Source organism: Enterobacter sp. Acro-832, assembly GCF_011752745.1.
Classification (GTDB): Bacteria; Pseudomonadota; Gammaproteobacteria; order Enterobacterales; family Enterobacteriaceae; genus Enterobacter; species Enterobacter quasiroggenkampii.
In genome coordinates this window covers 1,383,386-1,400,486 of sequence record NZ_VWWX01000001.1, presented here as the reverse complement: position 1 = coordinate 1,400,486, position 17,101 = coordinate 1,383,386, and the positions used below count along the sequence as shown (strand labels likewise).

At 54.9% G+C, this 17,101-nt stretch carries 16 protein-coding genes, 1 rRNA gene and 1 pseudogene; 9 read left to right on the top strand and 9 right to left on the bottom strand.

The window, feature by feature from the left end:
* The first annotated feature begins 6 nt into the window (after positions 1 to 6).
* Positions 7 to 122 (top strand): 5S ribosomal RNA (gene rrf / locus F3J31_RS06420).
* Between the two features lie 209 nt (positions 123 to 331).
* The gene (locus F3J31_RS06415) at positions 332 to 1,627 is read left to right on the top strand and encodes an MFS transporter (protein ID WP_045908524.1); all 1,296 of its coding nucleotides are present in this window, start codon (positions 332 to 334) and stop codon (positions 1,625 to 1,627) included.
* Here the strand turns inward: F3J31_RS06415 and F3J31_RS06410 are convergent.
* The 6 genes and pseudogenes from F3J31_RS06410 to trxC form a co-directional block, all read right to left on the bottom strand.
* Entirely contained in the window at positions 1,624 to 1,947 is a 324-nt protein-coding gene (locus tag F3J31_RS06410) for a YfiM family lipoprotein (protein ID WP_167211988.1), read from the bottom strand. The genes F3J31_RS06415 and F3J31_RS06410 overlap by 4 nt on opposite strands.
* A gap of 45 nt (positions 1,948 to 1,992) precedes the next feature.
* On the bottom strand, positions 1,993 to 3,348 hold the full coding sequence (pssA, locus tag F3J31_RS06405) for a CDP-diacylglycerol--serine O-phosphatidyltransferase (protein WP_023294337.1): 1,356 nt from the start codon (positions 3,346 to 3,348) through the stop codon (positions 1,993 to 1,995).
* Positions 3,332 to 3,373: pseudogene (locus F3J31_RS23385) on the bottom strand (hypothetical protein). Before F3J31_RS23385 ends, pssA begins: the two are co-directional and overlap by 17 nt.
* An 85-nt stretch (positions 3,374 to 3,458) precedes the next feature.
* Positions 3,459 to 6,122: a protein lysine acetyltransferase gene (gene pat / locus F3J31_RS06400; RefSeq protein WP_167211985.1), complete on the bottom strand. Its 2,664-nt coding sequence runs from the start codon at positions 6,120 to 6,122 to the stop codon at positions 3,459 to 3,461.
* Between the two features lie 35 nt (positions 6,123 to 6,157).
* On the bottom strand, positions 6,158 to 6,856 hold the full coding sequence (tapT, locus tag F3J31_RS06395) for a tRNA-uridine aminocarboxypropyltransferase (RefSeq protein WP_167211982.1): 699 nt from the start codon (positions 6,854 to 6,856) through the stop codon (positions 6,158 to 6,160).
* 69 nt (positions 6,857 to 6,925) lie between these two features.
* On the bottom strand, positions 6,926 to 7,345 hold the full coding sequence (trxC, locus tag F3J31_RS06390) for a thioredoxin TrxC (protein ID WP_045908528.1): 420 nt from the start codon (positions 7,343 to 7,345) through the stop codon (positions 6,926 to 6,928).
* Positions 7,346 to 7,549: 204 nt separating this feature from the next.
* On the opposite strand from trxC, the gene F3J31_RS06385 reads away from it, so the two are divergent.
* Positions 7,550 to 8,650 carry a tRNA/rRNA methyltransferase gene (locus F3J31_RS06385; protein ID WP_008502192.1) on the top strand — a complete coding sequence of 367 codons (1,101 nt, stop codon included), beginning with the start codon at positions 7,550 to 7,552 and terminating at the stop codon, positions 8,648 to 8,650.
* Positions 8,651 to 8,690: 40 nt separating this feature from the next.
* Here the strand turns inward: F3J31_RS06385 and ung are convergent, their stop codons facing one another.
* Positions 8,691 to 9,380, bottom strand: coding sequence for a uracil-DNA glycosylase (ung, locus tag F3J31_RS06380; protein WP_167211979.1), 690 nt, complete (start codon positions 9,378 to 9,380; stop codon positions 8,691 to 8,693).
* A 314-nt stretch (positions 9,381 to 9,694) separates the two neighbouring features.
* Between ung and grcA the strand changes: the two genes are divergently transcribed.
* Complete coding sequence (gene grcA / locus F3J31_RS06375) at positions 9,695 to 10,078, top strand: autonomous glycyl radical cofactor GrcA (RefSeq protein WP_008502190.1); 384 nt, start codon at positions 9,695 to 9,697, stop codon at positions 10,076 to 10,078.
* A 50-nt stretch (positions 10,079 to 10,128) separates the two neighbouring features.
* Here the strand turns inward: grcA and srmB are convergent, their stop codons facing one another.
* Entirely contained in the window at positions 10,129 to 11,457 is a 1,329-nt protein-coding gene (gene srmB, locus F3J31_RS06370; RefSeq protein ID WP_023344704.1) for an ATP-dependent RNA helicase SrmB, read from the bottom strand.
* A gap of 132 nt (positions 11,458 to 11,589) precedes the next feature.
* Here srmB and F3J31_RS06365 point away from each other — a divergent pair, with 132 nt between their 5' ends.
* Complete coding sequence (locus F3J31_RS06365) at positions 11,590 to 12,327, top strand: tRNA1(Val) (adenine(37)-N6)-methyltransferase (protein ID WP_045908530.1); 738 nt, start codon at positions 11,590 to 11,592, stop codon at positions 12,325 to 12,327.
* Here the strand turns inward: F3J31_RS06365 and nadB are convergent.
* Complete coding sequence (gene nadB / locus F3J31_RS06360) at positions 12,312 to 13,931, bottom strand: L-aspartate oxidase (RefSeq protein WP_167211976.1); 1,620 nt, start codon at positions 13,929 to 13,931, stop codon at positions 12,312 to 12,314. The two genes, F3J31_RS06365 and nadB, sit on opposite strands and share 16 nt — an antisense overlap.
* A gap of 423 nt (positions 13,932 to 14,354) precedes the next feature.
* Between nadB and rpoE the strand changes: the two genes are divergently transcribed.
* The 4 genes from rpoE to rseC are packed head-to-tail and all read left to right on the top strand — an operon-like array spanning position 14,355 to position 17,038.
* On the top strand, positions 14,355 to 14,930 hold the full coding sequence (gene rpoE / locus F3J31_RS06350) for an RNA polymerase sigma factor RpoE (protein WP_006176728.1): 576 nt from the start codon (positions 14,355 to 14,357) through the stop codon (positions 14,928 to 14,930).
* A gap of 31 nt (positions 14,931 to 14,961) precedes the next feature.
* Positions 14,962 to 15,612 (top strand): anti-sigma-E factor RseA, encoded by a 651-nt coding sequence (gene rseA / locus F3J31_RS06345; RefSeq protein ID WP_008502186.1) that lies wholly within the window; start codon positions 14,962 to 14,964, stop codon positions 15,610 to 15,612.
* A complete protein-coding gene (gene rseB / locus F3J31_RS06340; protein ID WP_023308851.1) occupies positions 15,612 to 16,565 on the top strand; it encodes a sigma-E factor regulatory protein RseB in 954 nt (317 codons plus the stop codon). The genes rseA and rseB overlap by 1 nt, the downstream gene beginning before the upstream one ends.
* Positions 16,562 to 17,038 (top strand): SoxR-reducing system protein RseC, encoded by a 477-nt coding sequence (gene rseC, locus F3J31_RS06335; protein ID WP_032653064.1) that lies wholly within the window; start codon positions 16,562 to 16,564, stop codon positions 17,036 to 17,038. The genes rseB and rseC overlap by 4 nt, the downstream gene beginning before the upstream one ends.
* The last annotated feature ends 63 nt before the right edge of the window (positions 17,039 to 17,101 follow it).

The following is a 17,101-nucleotide window of genomic DNA, read 5'->3' as shown; positions in this document are numbered from 1 at the left end:
AATTTGCCTGGCGGCTTTAGCGCGGTGGTCCCACCTGACCCCATGCCGAACTCAGAAGTGAAACGCCGTAGCGCCGATGGTAGTGTGGGGTCTCCCCATGTGAGAGTAGGGAACTGCCAGGCATCAATTAAGAAAAACCCCGTACCGGAAGGTGCGGGGTTTTTTGCTTTTGTTTTTCCACTCTGGCTTTTGTCTTAATCCCTTATCCTGCTAATGGAATGTGTGATCTCTGTCTCAATGTGATTTATAACAAAATTATAACATTTCATTTACGAGGTTATTGAGTCTCATGGCTCAATACGCCGCAGTTTATGGCAGGAGCATAATCACAATGACAGAAAGCATGACATCAAACGGGACGCTGGCTCACAGTGATACCCGAAGAAGGGTATGGGCAATCATCAGCGCCTCTTCAGGGAATCTGGTTGAATGGTTCGACTTTTACGTCTACTCATTCTGTTCACTCTACTTCGCACATATTTTCTTCCCCTCCGGCAACACCACCACGCAGCTGCTACAAACGGCAGGAGTCTTCGCCGCAGGCTTCTTGATGCGACCCATCGGGGGCTGGCTGTTCGGCCGTATTGCGGATCGTCGCGGGCGTAAGGCCTCTATGCTGATCTCGGTGTGCATGATGTGCTTTGGCTCGCTGGTGATCGCCTGCTTACCGGGATATGCATCGATTGGTACCTGGGCACCGGCACTACTTTTGCTGGCCCGCTTATTCCAGGGATTATCGGTGGGCGGTGAATACGGTACCAGTGCAACCTACATGAGTGAAATTGCACTGGAAGGCCGTAAAGGTTTTTACGCCTCATTCCAGTACGTCACGCTGATTGGCGGTCAACTGCTGGCCATTCTTGTGGTGGTGATCCTGCAGCAAATTCTGACGGACGAACAACTTCACGCCTGGGGATGGCGGATCCCTTTCGCAATGGGCGCTGTACTGGCGGTCGTTGCACTTTGGCTACGCCGTCAGCTAGATGAAACCTCTCAGAAAGAGGTCAGGATGCTGAAGGAGGCGGGAACATTCAAAGGGTTATGGCGTAACCGCAAAGCTTTCCTGATGGTGCTGGGCTTCACTGCAGGCGGTTCTCTCAGTTTTTATACGTTCACCACCTATATGCAAAAATACCTGGTAAACACCACCGGCATGCACGCAAACGTCGCCAGCGTGGTCATGACCGTGGCGCTGTTTGTCTTTATGCTCATACAGCCGATCGTCGGCGCGCTCTCGGATAAAATTGGCCGACGTACGTCGATGCTCATTTTTGGCGGATTGTCGGCATTATGTACCGTCCCCATTCTGACTGCGCTTCAGCATGTCTCTTCACCGTATGCTGCCTTTGCGCTGGTGATGGTGGCGATGGTGATTGTCAGTTTCTACACCTCCATCAGCGGGATACTGAAAGCCGAGATGTTCCCGGCGCAGGTCCGTGCGTTAGGGGTAGGGCTCTCTTATGCGGTCGCCAACGCGGTGTTTGGCGGATCGGCGGAGTACGTAGCGCTGTCGCTTAAATCATGGGGAAGCGAAACGACATTCTTCTGGTACGTAACGGGAATGGGGGCACTGGCGTTTGTTGTCTCCCTGATGCTGCATCGCAAAGGGAAAGGCATTCGACTTTAATACCGCGCCATCTGCCATACGGCATAGCCAGTCGTTGCGCCAGCGACATCCCAGGCGAAATCTTTCCAGCTCCAGCCGCTCCCTGCGGGGCGGCTATCCCACAGTTCTTTTGATGCCCCAAGACTTACTGAGAACATCAGCCCGATCGTCGCGCTACGATCCCGGCTGTATCCCTGATGCTGGGCATATTCATTACCAGCAGCGGACAACATTGCGGAAGCGAGAAAATGCTGTGCTTTATCCTGTCCGGACCAGCTATCGTTGGCCATATGGCTACAGCCACTCAGGAAAATGACGCTCAGTAACAGAGGAATACGCATCAACGGGCCCCATAAAAAAGCCCTGCGGGTGACAGGGCCTGGACATTACAGAATACGGCTGATAAGTCGGTCGATACGGATACGACGTAAGCGGCGAATAAGCTTGCGAACTTTCACCGGATAATCGGCAATGCTCTGCAGTTCGCGGTAGTGATTCACCACGGTTGTATGGGTGCGAATCAGCTCCAGCTCGCGTTCACGTTGGGCGGCTAACTCATGCTGCGGATCATGGATCAGGATAGCGTTTTCCAGATCCAGTCGCCACGCGCGCGGGTTCAGGTTGTTACCGGTCAGCAGCATCCACTCATCGTCGACCCACATGCCTTTCAGATGGTAACTATTGTCTTCATCTTTCCAGAGACGCACAACCAGCTGGTCAGTGTTGACGTAATACTGTAAGCGGCTCAGGAAACGGCGAAGGTTAATCTCATAGAGATAAGGCAATGCACCGATGATTTTGAACGGCTGATCTTCGGGAATAAAGAAGTCGTTTGCCGTTTTATCACCCACGATGATTTCCACTTTTTTACCCTCGCGCAGCAGCTGAATGATATTACGCACCAGCACGGCAGGAAGGTTGAAATACGGCGTGCAGATAGTGAGTTTCTGCTCCGCGCACGGCATCAGATGGAAAATCGTTTTGTTCAGCAGGCTTGATTTGCCGAGCCCTACCAGCGGGGTAACGGATAACTCTTCGTTGTTCGCATCGCCCTGGAAATGATAGACCGCATCGCGCAGCTCCTGGCGGAAGGCGCGAACATCATTTTTGATTTCCGGGCTTTTAGGGCGCTCGGGATCGTCAAGACGATTAACACCACGGCCATGAACCAGATTTTTATCAACCCAGTTGAACATGATATCGGCCATCTGCGGATTACGGATCAGATGGTAGCGGTCGTAGCGATATTTATCGAGCTGATGAAGGTAGACATCATTGAGACTGGCGCCGCTGTAAAGCACGCTGTCATCAATAATGAACCCCTTGAAATGAAGAACGCCGAGTGCTTCACGGGTATTCACCGGGACGCCATAAACAGGCACATCAACGCCAGGATTTTCCTGCGCCGTGCGGCAATACCAGTCAGCATTGGTGTTTGACGCGGCAGCGCCAATACGGCCACGCTGGGCGCGATGCCAGTCTACCAGCACGCGTACATCCAGTTCCGGACGCTGACGTTTGGCTTCATAGAGCGCGTTCAGGATCGCGCGCCCGCCTTCATCCTGTTCAAGATACAGTGCCACAATGCAAATGCGTCGCGTGGCGCTGGCAATCTTTTCCAGAAGCGTCTCCCGAAAATGAGCGGGAGCGTAAAAGAACTCTACATCATCAACTGACTGAGAAATCTTCGGTAGTTGAGCAAGGTGTTGTTGATGTTTATTACGCTTAAATTTTGACAACATCACAGTGCGTTTCTTCTCTGTTCATTGAAGGGTTGTCTGTACTATGCAAACAACATAAGCGGACAATGATACCACCAGTCCCGTCCAAAGTGGGTAACATTTCCAGTAGCTTACTCGCGTTTGTCTGCTGATGTCAGACTAAGGGACAAGGCAACAATACCTTCGTCCAACTGAATATCAACGTCAAAACCAAGTTTTCGCGCCAGGGTCACCATACCGCGATTGTTAGGCATAGTAATGCCATTAAGGCGTAACAATCCGTGATCTCGCGTATAACTGATGAGTTTTTCCAGCAGTCGTCTTCCCAGGCCCAGACCTTTAAGATCGGAGCGTACCAGCACGGCAAACTCCGCATCGACGTTATCCGGGTCAGAAATCGCACGCGTGACGCCGAGGATCTCATCACCCTTATCGGCGCGACGAACGGCAACAAACGCCATTTCTCGATCGTAGTCGATCTGGGTCATATTGGCTAAATCATCGTGGGTAAATTCGTTGATTTCGCTAAAATAGCGATAATAAAGATCCTCTTTCGTGACCTGAGAGATAAAGGCCCGCAGCTGGGGCTCATCTTCCGGCAGAATAGGGCGGAACAGGGCGCGTTCCCCATTTTTCATCTCAACCCACTCCTCCAGCTGCAGGGGATACGGGCGGATCGCCAGACGGCTCTCTCTGTCTCCTTCAAAGGGCGCGATATCCAGGGTCACGTCCAGCGCCGTAAACTCATTGCCGGAGGCGAGCAGCGGATGAATGTCCAGCCGCTGGATCTCGGCACAATCCACAATCAGGTTAGAGACCTGCACCAGGAACTGACTTAGCCCGGCAATATCGAGCGGACGCAGCGCGCTCCGGCCGCGGATCTTTTTGCTTTTGATCGCCTGGATAATCAGATAACGCGCCAGGTTCATGTTCAGCGGCGGTAACGCCACCACGGCCTGTTCCTCCGGGCGCCACTCCACACCACCTTCACCCAGCATGATGAGCGGGCCGAAGACGGGATCGTGTTCGACCACCACCCGTAACTCCTGAGCGCCTGCACGGTTAGCCATGCTTTGCACCAGCAAGCCGTGGATCCTGGCCTGTGGCCAGGCCATTTTGACCCGGTCAAAAATGGCATCTGCGGCCTGCTGCACCTCAGTCGCCGTTCTCAGGTAGAGCATCACCCCCTGAACGTCAGACTTATGCGGGATATCCGGGGAGCGCAGCTTCAGGGCAACCGGATAGCCAATCTGCTCGGCAATATGCACGGCCTCAGCGCTGTCGCTGGCGATCCAGGTCGGCAGGGTCTGCATCCCGTAGCTGCCCAGAATGGGCTGGACTTCATGCGTATCCAGCGACGTCGCGCCTTCTTCGATTGCCTGCTGCAACAGCCGGTGAACGTCGACGGTATTGGCCGTCAGATTACCGGGCAACGCCGGCGTCTCGCGGAGCTGTTTCTGGTTGCGGCGATATTCCACCATGTGCATAAACGCGGTAATGGTGCCTTCCGGCGTGCGGTAGGTTGGCAGTCCGGCTTCGCTGAACAGACGTCGCGCCTCCTGCGAAGAAAACTCACCGCACCAGTTGGTCAGCAGGGTGACATATTTGCCTCGTGGATGGTTGCGCACGGCCTCAATGAGCGCGCGCGCGCTTTCGCTGCCCGGCGCGACCGCGCTGGGGGAGTGGATAATCATCAGCGCATCGAAATCCTGGCTATCCAGCAAAATGGAAATTGCCTTGATATAGCGCTCGCTGCTGGCATCATCGCGCAAATCAAGCGGATTGCCGGGCGTCACGCTAGTCGGAAGCGTATCTTTCAGGCGCTGCAGCGTCTCTTCACTCAGCGTGGCCAACTTGCCGAAGCGCCGCCACAGCTCATCCAGGGCGAGTGCGGCAGGGGCGGCACCGTTACTGACAATCATTAACTTCTCACCGCGTAACGGGCGCATATGGCTTAACGTCTCAACGGCGGAAAAAAGCTCGTGCGTATCCTGTACCCGCAGCAAACCCGCGCGCTGAATGGCTGCGTCCCAGGCGGGATCCATGCCGGAATGCGAATGCAGCAGACGCTGTGCCGCAGGGCTACGTCCGCTTTTGATCACCAGGATCGGCTTATTGCGCGACGCGCTTCGCGACGCCGAGACAAAACGACGCGCGTCGCTGAGGTGCTCAAGATAAAGCAGGATCGCACTGGTTTTACCGTCACGCGCCAGAAAATCCAGTAGCTCATCGACGTCGATATCCAGACTGTCGCCGAGCGCAATGAAGTAGGAGAATCCCATTTCACGCTGCTGCGCCCAGTCGAGAATGGTGTTCGATACTGCAGCCGACTGCGAGATAAACGCGAGCTTGCCTTTGCGGATTGGAACCGGAGAGAAGCTGGCATTCAGCCCCTGCCAGGGGGCGAGCAGGCCCAGACTGTTTGGCCCAAGAATGCGCATTTGATAGCGGCTGGCGCAGGCCAAAAGCTCGGCTTTCTGTTCCGGCGGAGACGAGAGAATAATGCAGGTTTTACAGCCTTTCTTGCCGAGCGATTCCAGCAGTTCCGGGTTCCGTTTCGCGTTTGTACACAGTACGGCCAGATCCGGTACGAAAGGCAGGCTCTGTACATCAGGCCATGCAAGCACTCCCTGAACCGCCTTATACGCCGGTGTGACGGGCATGACGGGACCATTAAATCCCCCGGCCAGCAGGTTGCGCATCATCAGATAGCCAGCACGATCCGGTTTCATTGATGCGCCGATGACGGCAATGGATTTAGGACGAAGTAGCGCTTCTAACCCTCGCTGGCTCATGCAGGCCTCCTGTGAATGCAAGCGACCTGATGATTTTAAACGCTTTCCGTCTCGGCTGCTGTGACGCTGCCCTTATGAACGGTTTTTCCCGCCAGATAGCGTTCCCGGAAACAGGAGAAATGGTTGCCCAGGGCGTGAGCCGCAGCGGTATCACCCGCCAGGTCCAGAAGCGCAATGGCCACTTCGGCGGTGCAGTATTGCCCGTCAGCATGCGCTTCACGCAGGCGATAGGCGGAGACGCGGGACAGATCGACAGAAATCACCGGCAGTGCGTCGAGATACGGGCTTTTACGAAACATCTTTCGCGCTTCGGTCCAGGTGCCGTCCAGCATAATAAACAACGGCGATTTACCGGCTGGCGGCGTCGAAAGCACCTGGCGATCGACACCTGCATATGACGCAGGGAAAACGACCATCGGCTGATAGTCCGGGCTTGCCACTAAGTCGAGCAGCGCCTGAGGGGGCTCCGTACGGGACCACTGAAATGCCGCGGTATCCGGCAGAATATCGGCAATGAGGCGACCGGTATTGCTGGGCTTCATCGGCTCGGTATCAAACATGACCAGACAAAAACGGCTCTGGGCCGTACTCGGCGCCAGCGTCTCGCACAGGCAAACCTTCAGCGGCAGCAGGCAGCGCTGACAGCGGCGAATACGGTTTCCGCGCGCGAGAAACGGTCGGGTAGCGCGCGCAAGGCGTTCGGCGCGTAATTGAAGAACAGCGTTATCAGTCATGGGCGAAATGCAGGAAAAACCCTATTTTCGCAGAGGCGAGAACGGGGCACAAGATGTGCCCCGAGAATGTTACAGCGACTCGTTTAACCAGCTTTCAAAAGGCGCTTTAGGCACCGCACCGTTGAGCATATCGAGCACTTCACCATTTTTGAAAATCATAATGGTCGGGATGCTGCGAATGCGAAAACGGGCGCTCAGTTCAGGTTCAGCTTCAGTATTGACCTTAACGAAACGTATTTTTCCGCTGCGCTCTTCGGCCACGTCTTCGAAGATCGGCGCGAAGCTACGGCATGGGCCGCACCAGGGCGCCCAGAAATCAACCACAACAGGAAGATCGTCCTTGAGGAGTTTGTCCAGCGTAGCACCCGTCGCGTTAATGACCTCGCCATCAAACAATTCATGGCCGCAGCGTCCGCATTTCGCACCATCTTCAATCCGATCGTCCGGAATGCGGTTAAGAGCCTGACAGTTGGCACATACGGTATTCATAACTAACCTCTGATAGAGCCGTGGGACAGCGGCAAAATGCCGATAATGTTTCTAATATGTTACATATTATCAATGAGCCTGTTTGAAACAACAATGCGTTTTATTCAATGAGAACAATAGTCACAGGCTTTTGTACGAAATTATGGCTATGCGCTGGCACATCGGGTAATCTGCGCGCTTCGCGCAGCGCTGGTGGAGAAAAGCATGAACGACGAAATGAAAAATAAAAGCGGCAAGGTCAAAGTGATGTATGTCCGCAGTGATGATGACTCTGATAAACGCACCCAAAATCCGCGTACCGGAAAAGGTGGCGGGCGTCCGGCGTCTTCTCGTGCAGACGGTGGCCGTCGCCCCGCCCGCGATGACAGAAACAACCGCGGTGATGACCGCAAACGTGATGACCGCAAGCGTGACGATCGCAAACGCGATGACCGTCCGCGGGATGACTTCTCACGTGATAACGCCTCCCCGTGGCGCACCGTTTCTCGTGCCCCTGGCGACGAAACGCCAGAAAAGGCCGATCACGGCGGTATTAGCGGTAAAAGCTTTATCGACCCGGAAGTGCTGCGCCGTCAGCGTGCGGAAGAGACTCGCGTGTATGGTGAAAACGCCTGCCAGGCGCTGTTCCAGAGCCGTCCTGAATGTATCGTCCGCGCCTGGTTTATTCAGAGCGTAACCCCGCGCTTTAAAGAAGCGCTGCGCTGGATGGCGGCAAACCGCAAAGCCTACCACGTGGTTGATGATGCCGAGCTGACCAAAGCATCCGGTACCGAACACCACGGCGGCGTCTGCTTCCTGATCAAAAAACGTAACGGTACGACCGTTCAGCAGTGGGTCAGTCAGGCGGATGCCGATGACTGCGTGCTGGCGCTGGAAGACGTGGGCAACCCGCATAACCTGGGCGCAATGATGCGTAGCTGCGCGCACTTTGGCGTGAAAGGCGTGCTGTTGCAGGATGCCGCGCTGCTGGAATCCGGTGCCGCGATCCGTACTGCGGAAGGCGGAGCTGAACACGTACAGCCGATCACCGGCGACAGCGTGCTGGATGCCCTTGAGCAGTTCCGTAAAGCGGGTTATTCCATCGTGACCACCTCGAGCCATGCCGGTACGCCGCTGTTTAAAGCGACGCTGCCACGCAAAATGGTGCTGGTGCTGGGTCAGGAACGCGATGGTCTGTCTGATGCGGCGCTCTCCAGTGCGGATCTGAGCGTCTCTATTGATGGGACAGGCAATGTGGAAAGTCTGAACGTATCCGTTGCGACCGGAGTACTGCTGGCCGAGTGGTGGCGTCAGAATAAGGCATAAGCCTCTTCATGTGCCGGGGCCGACCCGGCACATTCAAATACTATTCGCTCTCTGCCGGTAACACAGGCATCCAGTCAATAGGCGTTTCGCCACGTTTTTCCAGCCATTCGTTCGCCAGAACAAAATGATTACTGCCAAAGAAACCGCGATGTGCAGACAGCGGTGACGGGTGCGGCGCTTTCAACACGTGATGACGCTGACGGTCAATAATCGCCCCTTTCTTCTGCGCGTGCGATCCCCAGAGTAAAAACACGACCCCTTCACGGTGATCGTTGATCAGGCTGATGACTTTATCGGTGAACGTCTCCCAGCCCAGGCTGGCGTGCGAGTGCGCCTGGCCGGCCCGAACGGTGAGTACCGTGTTCAATAACAGCACGCCCTGACGCGCCCAGCTTTCCAGGTAGCCATGGTTTGGTCGGGTAAACCCGGGCACGGTTCCCTCAAGCTCTTTATACATGTTGAGCAGAGAAGGGGGGATCGCCACGCCGGGACGTACGGAAAACGCCAGCCCATGCGCCTGACCCGGGCCGTGATAGGGATCCTGGCCCAGAATGACCACTTTCACATCGCTCAGTTCGGTGTAGCGAAAGGCGTTGAACACATCTTTCTGCGGCGGGTAAATCGTCTGTCCGGACTGGCGCTCAGCCGCAACGGTGCTGAGCGTATTGATAAAATAGGGCTGCTGCTTTTCTTCTGCCAGCACGTCATGCCAGGTTAAAGGTGTCGTCATCTCGCTCTCCTGCGAATTTCAATCTCTGACTAGCTTACCTGTTAAAGCCCGGTGAGCAAAATAGCACACTGAAATGCGCGCTAAGTGGCTAAATTTATGTTGAAAATGTGCAGGTTAAATTGAATTGGTAAGGTCGTGAAATTGATCTAAAGCAATAAATTCAAACCACACTCTTTATGTGGTTGGAGTTTTTGTTGATTTAAATCAATAAATCACCGGGGTGTGAATGATATATATACACACAAGAAACAATGGTTTTACCAATTGGCCGCGAGAGGCCGACATCAGTTAATGTAGCCTAAGGGAGGCAACACATGATTACAGGTATCCAGATTACTAAAGCTGCAAATGACGATCTGCTCAACTCTTTCTGGCTGCTGGACAGCGAGAAAAACGAAGCGCGCTGTGTCGTCGCGAAAGCGGGTTTTGCTGAAGATGAAATCGTGCCGGTGAGCAAACTGGGCGAAATCGAATACCGTGAAATTCCAATGGAAGTAAAACCGGAAGTGCGCGTGGAAGGTGGTCAGCACCTGAACGTAAACGTACTGCGTCGCGAAACGCTGATGGACGCGGTTGAGCACCCAGAAAAATACCCACAGCTGACCATTCGCGTGTCCGGCTATGCGGTACGCTTCAACTCTCTGACCCCAGAACAGCAGCGCGACGTTATCGCGCGTACCTTTACTGAAAGCCTGTAAGGCTTCAGCTACGGGGGGAATAAAAAAGCCGGGGTTTTCCCCGGCTTTTTTTACTCTTCCGTTTTTGTCTCTGGCGCGGCAGAGCTTGGCTTACGGCGCTTACCAATATTTTTGGTGTCGCGGTGGCGCTGCTTCACGCGTGGTTTCTCTTTTTCTTTCTCTTTTCTCTCAGCACGTTTCGCGAGCGCTTTCTTGGACGGTTTACCCGTCATTTTTTCACTCGGCGCACGCGTGGTTGGGCGCAGGCCATCAATAACGCGCGCTTTCAGCGGCTCGTCAACATAGCGGCCAATTTTCTGCAGCAGCAGGTAGTCATGCGCTTCGACCAATGAGATAGCAATCCCTTTGCGGCCCGCGCGGCCGGTACGGCCAATACGGTGCAGATAGGTATCGCCGCTGCGCGGCATATCGAAGTTAATGACGTGGCTGACGTCAGGGATGTCGATCCCGCGAGCGGCAACGTCTGTGGCAACCAGCACGTTAACGCGGCCATCGGTCAGGCGCTTAATGCCTTCGGTACGCTTGATCTGCGCCATCTCGCCTTCAAGATAGCAGTTGTTGATCCCGGCGTTACGCAGCATTTCTGCCAGCTCGTGCACGCGCTCGCGCTTACGGACAAACACGATTGTGCGCAGCGCATCTTCCTGCTTCAGCAGGTGTTTGAGCAATTCGACCTTGTGCTCAAGGTTGTCCGCGCGGTAGTACCACTGGTGGATCTTCTTACGCTCACGGGTGGACGGCGTCGCCGACACTTCTACCGGATCTTCCAGCAGACGCTCTGCGAAGTCTTTAATCGCTTCCCCTTCGAGGGTGGCAGAGAACAGCATCGTCTGGTTACGCCAGCGCGTTTCACCCGCAATATGCTCGATATCCTGTGCGAAGCCCATGTCCAGCATACGGTCGGCTTCGTCGAGGATCAGCGTTTCAACCGCACGGCAGTCGAAGTTCTCTTCTTTAATGTACTGCAGCAGGCGGCCCGTCGTCGCAACGACGATGTCCTGGTTTTCGCTGAATACTTCGGCGTGGTTCATATACGCAACGCCGCCGGTGATGGTCGCGATATCCAGATGGGTATTTGCCGCAAGTTCACGCGCGTGATCGGCCACCTGCATGGCCAGTTCGCGCGTCGGCGTCAGGATTAAAATACGCGGCGGGCCAGATTTTTTACGTGGAAAATCGAGCAGATGCTGCAACACAGGCAGCAAATAGGCTGCTGTCTTCCCCGTGCCGGTTGGCGCAGAACCGAGCACATCGCGGCCCTCAAGCGCAGGCGGAATGGCCGCTGCCTGAATGGCGGTCGGGCGTGTAAAGCCTTTGCTCTCAAGTGCATTGAGCAGGCTTTCATCGAGTTCAAGTTCGGAAAAAGTCGTTACAGTCATGTTCTACCTCTGTGTGGGGCGCTGATTATAGACGTTACGGCTGTAATCTTCATCTGTTTGTATGGATATCGCTTTTCGGCCACTTCGCTTTCCCCTATGCTACTCCAGTTTCACTTAGAAGGTTGCTCCGACATGTCTCAACTCAAAGCGCAACTGCGCCGCGATGGTTTTACGTTTAAACAATTTTTTGTCGCTCACGATCGCTGTGCCATGAAGGTCGGTACGGACGGTATTTTACTGGGCGCGTGGGCGCCTGTCGCAGGGGTTAAGCGTATTCTTGATATCGGTACCGGCAGCGGGCTGGTGGCGTTAATGCTGGCGCAGCGCACGGAAGAACATGTCACCATCGATGCCGTCGAACTGGATGCGCAGGCGGCAGAGCAGGCAAGTGAAAATGTGGCCGAATCCCCCTGGGCTGCCCGCATGAAAGTGGACTGCGCCGATGTGCTCGCCTGGGCGCCTGAACAAACCGCGCGTTACGATCTGATCGTCAGCAATCCTCCCTACTATGCGCCCGGCGTTGAGTGCGGGACACCTGAGCGCGAACAGGCGCGTTATACCCGTTCCCTCGATCATAAAGCGCTGCTCACCAGTGCGGCCGAACTCATCTCCGAAGAAGGCTTTTTCTGCGTGGTCCTGCCAGAGAGTACCGGCAACACGTTCATCGGTATCGCGCAGGAGATTGGCTGGACGTTACGTTTGCGTACCGATATTTCGGATACGGAAGGCCGACTGCCACACCGCGTGCTGCTGGCGCTCTCGCCGAAAGAGGGTGAATGCTTTAACGATCGAATGGTGATCCGTGGGCCAGACCAGCGTTATTCCGAAGATTACACTGCCCTGACCCAGGCGTTTTATCTGTTTATGTAAACCTGCGGGGCGAGGATCGACGGGCCGGATTCCGCAAGCTGATCCGGATAGTCCAGCGTATAGTGCAACCCGCGGCTCTCTTTACGCATCATCGCGCAGCGAACGATCAGCTCGGCAACCTGCACCAGATTGCGCAGCTCCAGCAGATTATTCGATACGCGGAAATTGGCATAATACTCATCAATTTCCTGCTGCAGCATCGTGATGCGGCGCAGCGCGCGCTCAAGACGTTTCGTGGTGCGCACAATCCCGACGTAATCCCACATGAACAGCCGTAGCTCATGCCAGTTATGCTGGATCACGACCAGCTCGTCCGGATTTTCCACGCGGCTTTCATCCCAGGCAGGCAGACGCTCTGTCTCGCGGGCGTAGGGCATGCGTTTGGTGATGTCTTCTGCGGCCGACCAGCCGTAGACCAGGCACTCAAGCAGCGAGTTAGACGCCATACGGTTCGCGCCGTGAAGCCCGGTATAGCTGACCTCACCGATAGCATACAGGCCATCGACATCGGTACGCCCATGATCGTCAACCATGACTCCACCGCAGGTATAGTGGGCGGCTGGCACAATCGGCACCGGGTCGCGCGTTAAATCGATGCCAAGGTTGAGCAGCTTTTCGTAAATCATCGGGAAGTGCTGGCGAATAAACTCTGCAGGCTTGTGGCTGATATCAAGATACATGCAATCCACGCCAAGACGCTTCATTTCATGGTCGATGGCGCGGGCAACGATATCGCGCGGGGCCAGTTCGCCACGGGCGTCAAAGTCCGGCATAAAGCGGGTGCCGTCAGGGCGTTTCAGATAGGCGCCTTCGCCGCGCAGGGCTTCCGTCAGCAGGAAGTTGCGTGCCTGAGGATGGAACAGGGCGGTTGGGTGAAACTGATTGAACTCAAGGTTCGCCACCCGGCAGCCGGCGCGCCAGGCCATCGCGATACCGTCTCCGGAAGCAATGTCCGGGTTCGTGGTGTACTGATACACTTTAGAGGCACCGCCCGTGGCCAGCACTACAGCTTTCGCCTGGCAAGTTTCCACCTTCTCTTTATTGCGGTTCCAGACCCAGGCGCCCACCACGCGACGCGTGCCCGGCAGGCCAATCTTGTCGGAGATAATCAGGTCAACGGCGTTACTTCGTTCAAGCACCCGAATATTAGGATGGCTCAGCGCCTTGCCGACCAGCGTGGTCTCCACTTCTTTCCCGGTGGCATCCGCTGCGTGCAGGATGCGGCGGTGGCTATGACCGCCTTCGCGCGTCAGGTGGTAGCTCTCTTCACCGTTGGGTTGAACCTGCGTATCGAATAAGACGCCCTGGTCGATGAGCCACTGCACGCAATGGCGGGCATTGCTGGCGACAAACTCTGCGGCGTGCGCATCCACGATCCCGGCCCCGGCAATCAGCGTATCGTCGACGTGGGAGGCAACGCTGTCTGTCTCATCAAACACGGCGGCAATCCCGCCCTGGGCATAAAACGTGGAACCCTCGCTTATCGGCCCTTTACTCAGAACGATAACGTTTTGATGCTCGGCCAGGCGTAGCGCCAGAGAGAGACCGGCAGCACCGCTGCCGATGATCAGTACATCACAATGGAGTTCAGGTGTTGTGTTCATGATTGTTGTTTAATTTACTAAACAGTGTTAGGCCAGAATAGCACCTGAATGCGATTTATCGCACGTTTTTTTTAATGACTGTTGCAATGACTAAACGCGTAAGCAGAGGTAAACGGATGGTAAATGAGTGAAATTATTTTGCGAAGCAGATCGTTAGCGTCAGATTTTGTGATGAAATAAAGACTGGGTTGCGTTACTCTTCTGGCGGGAAAAAGATGTTTCTTGTCAGAAAGTGGTGCGTATCGTGAACAGACTTATAATGAGAGAAAATGAACGGTCTGCGGCGCGATGAACAAAAACAAAGGCGTTACGGAACTTATTGAAGATCAGACACTCTAATTCGGTGCTTGCTCAAAGTGCGGTATTTTTAGAGTGGCGTTTCGATAACGCGTGGAATTTAGGTTTGGGGAGACATTACCTCGGATGAGCGAGCAGTTAACGGACCAGGTCCTGGTTGAACGGGTCCAGAAGGGAGATCAGAAAGCCTTTAACTTACTGGTGGTGCGCTACCAGCATAAGGTGGCGAGCCTGGTTTCCCGCTATGTACCGTCAGGCGATGTGCCTGATGTGGTGCAAGAGTCTTTTATTAAGGCCTATCGCGCGCTGGATTCGTTCCGGGGAGATAGTGCTTTTTATACCTGGCTGTACCGTATTGCGGTCAATACGGCAAAGAATTATCTGGTCGCTCAGGGTCGCCGTCCGCCTTCTAGTGATGTGGACGCAATCGACGCCGAAAACTTCGAAAGTGGCGGCGCATTGAAAGAAATTTCGAACCCTGAGAACTTAATGTTGTCAGAAGAACTGAGACAAATCGTTTTTCGCACGATCGAGTCGCTCCCGGAAGATTTACGCATGGCAATTACGTTACGGGAGCTGGATGGTCTGAGCTATGAAGAGATAGCCGCTATCATGGATTGTCCGGTCGGCACGGTACGTTCACGAATTTTCCGTGCGCGAGAAGCTATTGATAATAAAGTTCAACCGCTTATCAGGCGTTGACGATAGCGGGATACTGGAAAAGGTATTAGGCATGCAGAAAGAAAAACTTTCCGCTTTAATGGATGGTGAAACGGTGGATAGTGAGCTGCTCAACGAGTTGTCTCATTCTCCCGAAATGCAAGAGACCTGGGAGAGTTACCATCTCATCCGTGACACCCTTCGCGGTGACACCGGCGAGGTTCTCCATTTCGATATCTCAGCCCGCGTCATGGCGGCGATTGAGAATGAGCCTGTTCATCAGACCACTCCGCTGATTCCTGAAGCTCAACCCGCGCCTCACCAGTGGCAGAAAATGCCATTCTGGCAAAAGGTGCGTCCGTGGGCCAGCCAGCTTACACAAATGGGTGTGGCTGCATGCGTATCGCTTGCAGTTATCGTTGGCGTCCAGCACTATAATACTCAGTCTGAAACTAATCAGCAGCCAGAAGCGCCAGTGTTTAACACACTGCCGATGATGGGCAAAGCCAGCCCGGTAAGCCTGGGCGTACCGGCTGATGCTTCCGCCAGCGGCGGTCAGCAACAGCAGGTTCAGGAGCAGCGCCGTCGCATTAATGCGATGTTGCAGGATTACGAGTTGCAGCGTCGTCTGCACTCTGAACAGCTTCAGTTTGAGCAGGCGCAGACACAGCAAGCTGCTGTGCAGGTGCCCGGAAACCAAACTTTAGGAACGCAATCGCAGTAATGAAGCAACTTTGGTTCGCCATGTCTCTGATGGCGGGTAGCCTGTTCTTCTCTGCCAACGCCTCGGCTGATGTATCATCCGGGGCGTTGTTGCAGCAAATGAATCTGGCCAGCCAGTCACTCAATTACGAGTTGGCATTTATCAGCATCAATAAGCAGGGCGTCGAGTCGTTACGCTATCGCCATGCCCGTCTTGATAACCAGCCGCTCGCCCAGCTTTTACAGATGGATGGCCCGCGTCGGGAAGTTGTCCAGCGTGGTAACGAAATCAGCTATTTCGAGCCCGGCCTGGAGCCTTTCACGCTGAATGGCGACTATATCGTTGATTCTCTGCCGTCACTCATTTACACCGACTTCAAACGGCTGGCCCCTTACTATGATTTTATCTCGGTAGGGCGTACGCGTATTGCGGACAGACTGTGTGAGGTGATCCGCGTTGTCGCCCGGGATGGAACGCGCTACAGCTATATTGTCTGGATCGACGCGGAAACCAAACTCCCCATGCGTGTAGACCTGCTTGACCGTGACGGTGAAACGCTGGAACAGTTCCGCGTTATCTCCTTCAGCGTGAACAATCAGGTTGGCAACAGCATGCAGAATCTGGCTAAGGCCAGCCTGCCGCCGCTGCTTTCCGTTCCGGCAGGCGATTCCGTTAATTTCAACTGGGTACCTGCCTGGATCCCACAAGGGTTTAGCGAAGTGTCCAGCAGCCGTCGTCAGTTGCCAACGATTGAAACGCCGGTGGAATCGCGCCTCTATTCCGATGGTTTGTTCAGCTTCTCGGTGAATATCAATCGCGCAACGGCAAACAGCGCAGAACAAATGCTGCGTACCGGGCGCCGTACGGTGAGCACAACGGTACGCGATAACGCAGAGATCACCATTGTGGGTGAACTTCCTCCGCAAACGGCGAAGCGCATCTCCGACAGCATTAAATTCAGGGCCGCACAATGATCAAAGAGTGGGCGACGGTAGTCTCGTGGCAAAACGGCATTGCGCTGGTGAGTTGCGATGTAAAAGCCTCATGTAATAGCTGCGCATCCCGAGCCGGTTGCGGCAGCCGCGTGCTGAATAAGCTCGGGCCGCAAACATCGCACACGATTTCTGTGCCAAGCGAACAGCCGCTGATGGCCGGGCAGAAGGTTGAACTGGGCATCGCGGAAGGCAGTCTGCTCAGCTCCGCCATGCTGGTCTACCTCTCTCCGCTGATCGGGCTGTTTATTATGGGCGGCGTTTTCCAGATGCTGTTTGGCACCGACGGAGCCGCCATGTGCGGTGCCGCATTAGGTGGTCTGGGGGGATTCTGGCTTGCCAAAGGCCTCTCCCCGACGCTTGCCGCGCGCGAGGAGTGGCAGCCTGTCATTCTCAGCGTTGGGCTGGCGCCAGACCAGCTTCGCGTCGAGACGCTCTCTTCTGAGGCCCGGTGATTCATCGGGCTTTATCATTTTTACGTCTTAAAACAGAAAACGTCCTTTCTTCACGCTATACCT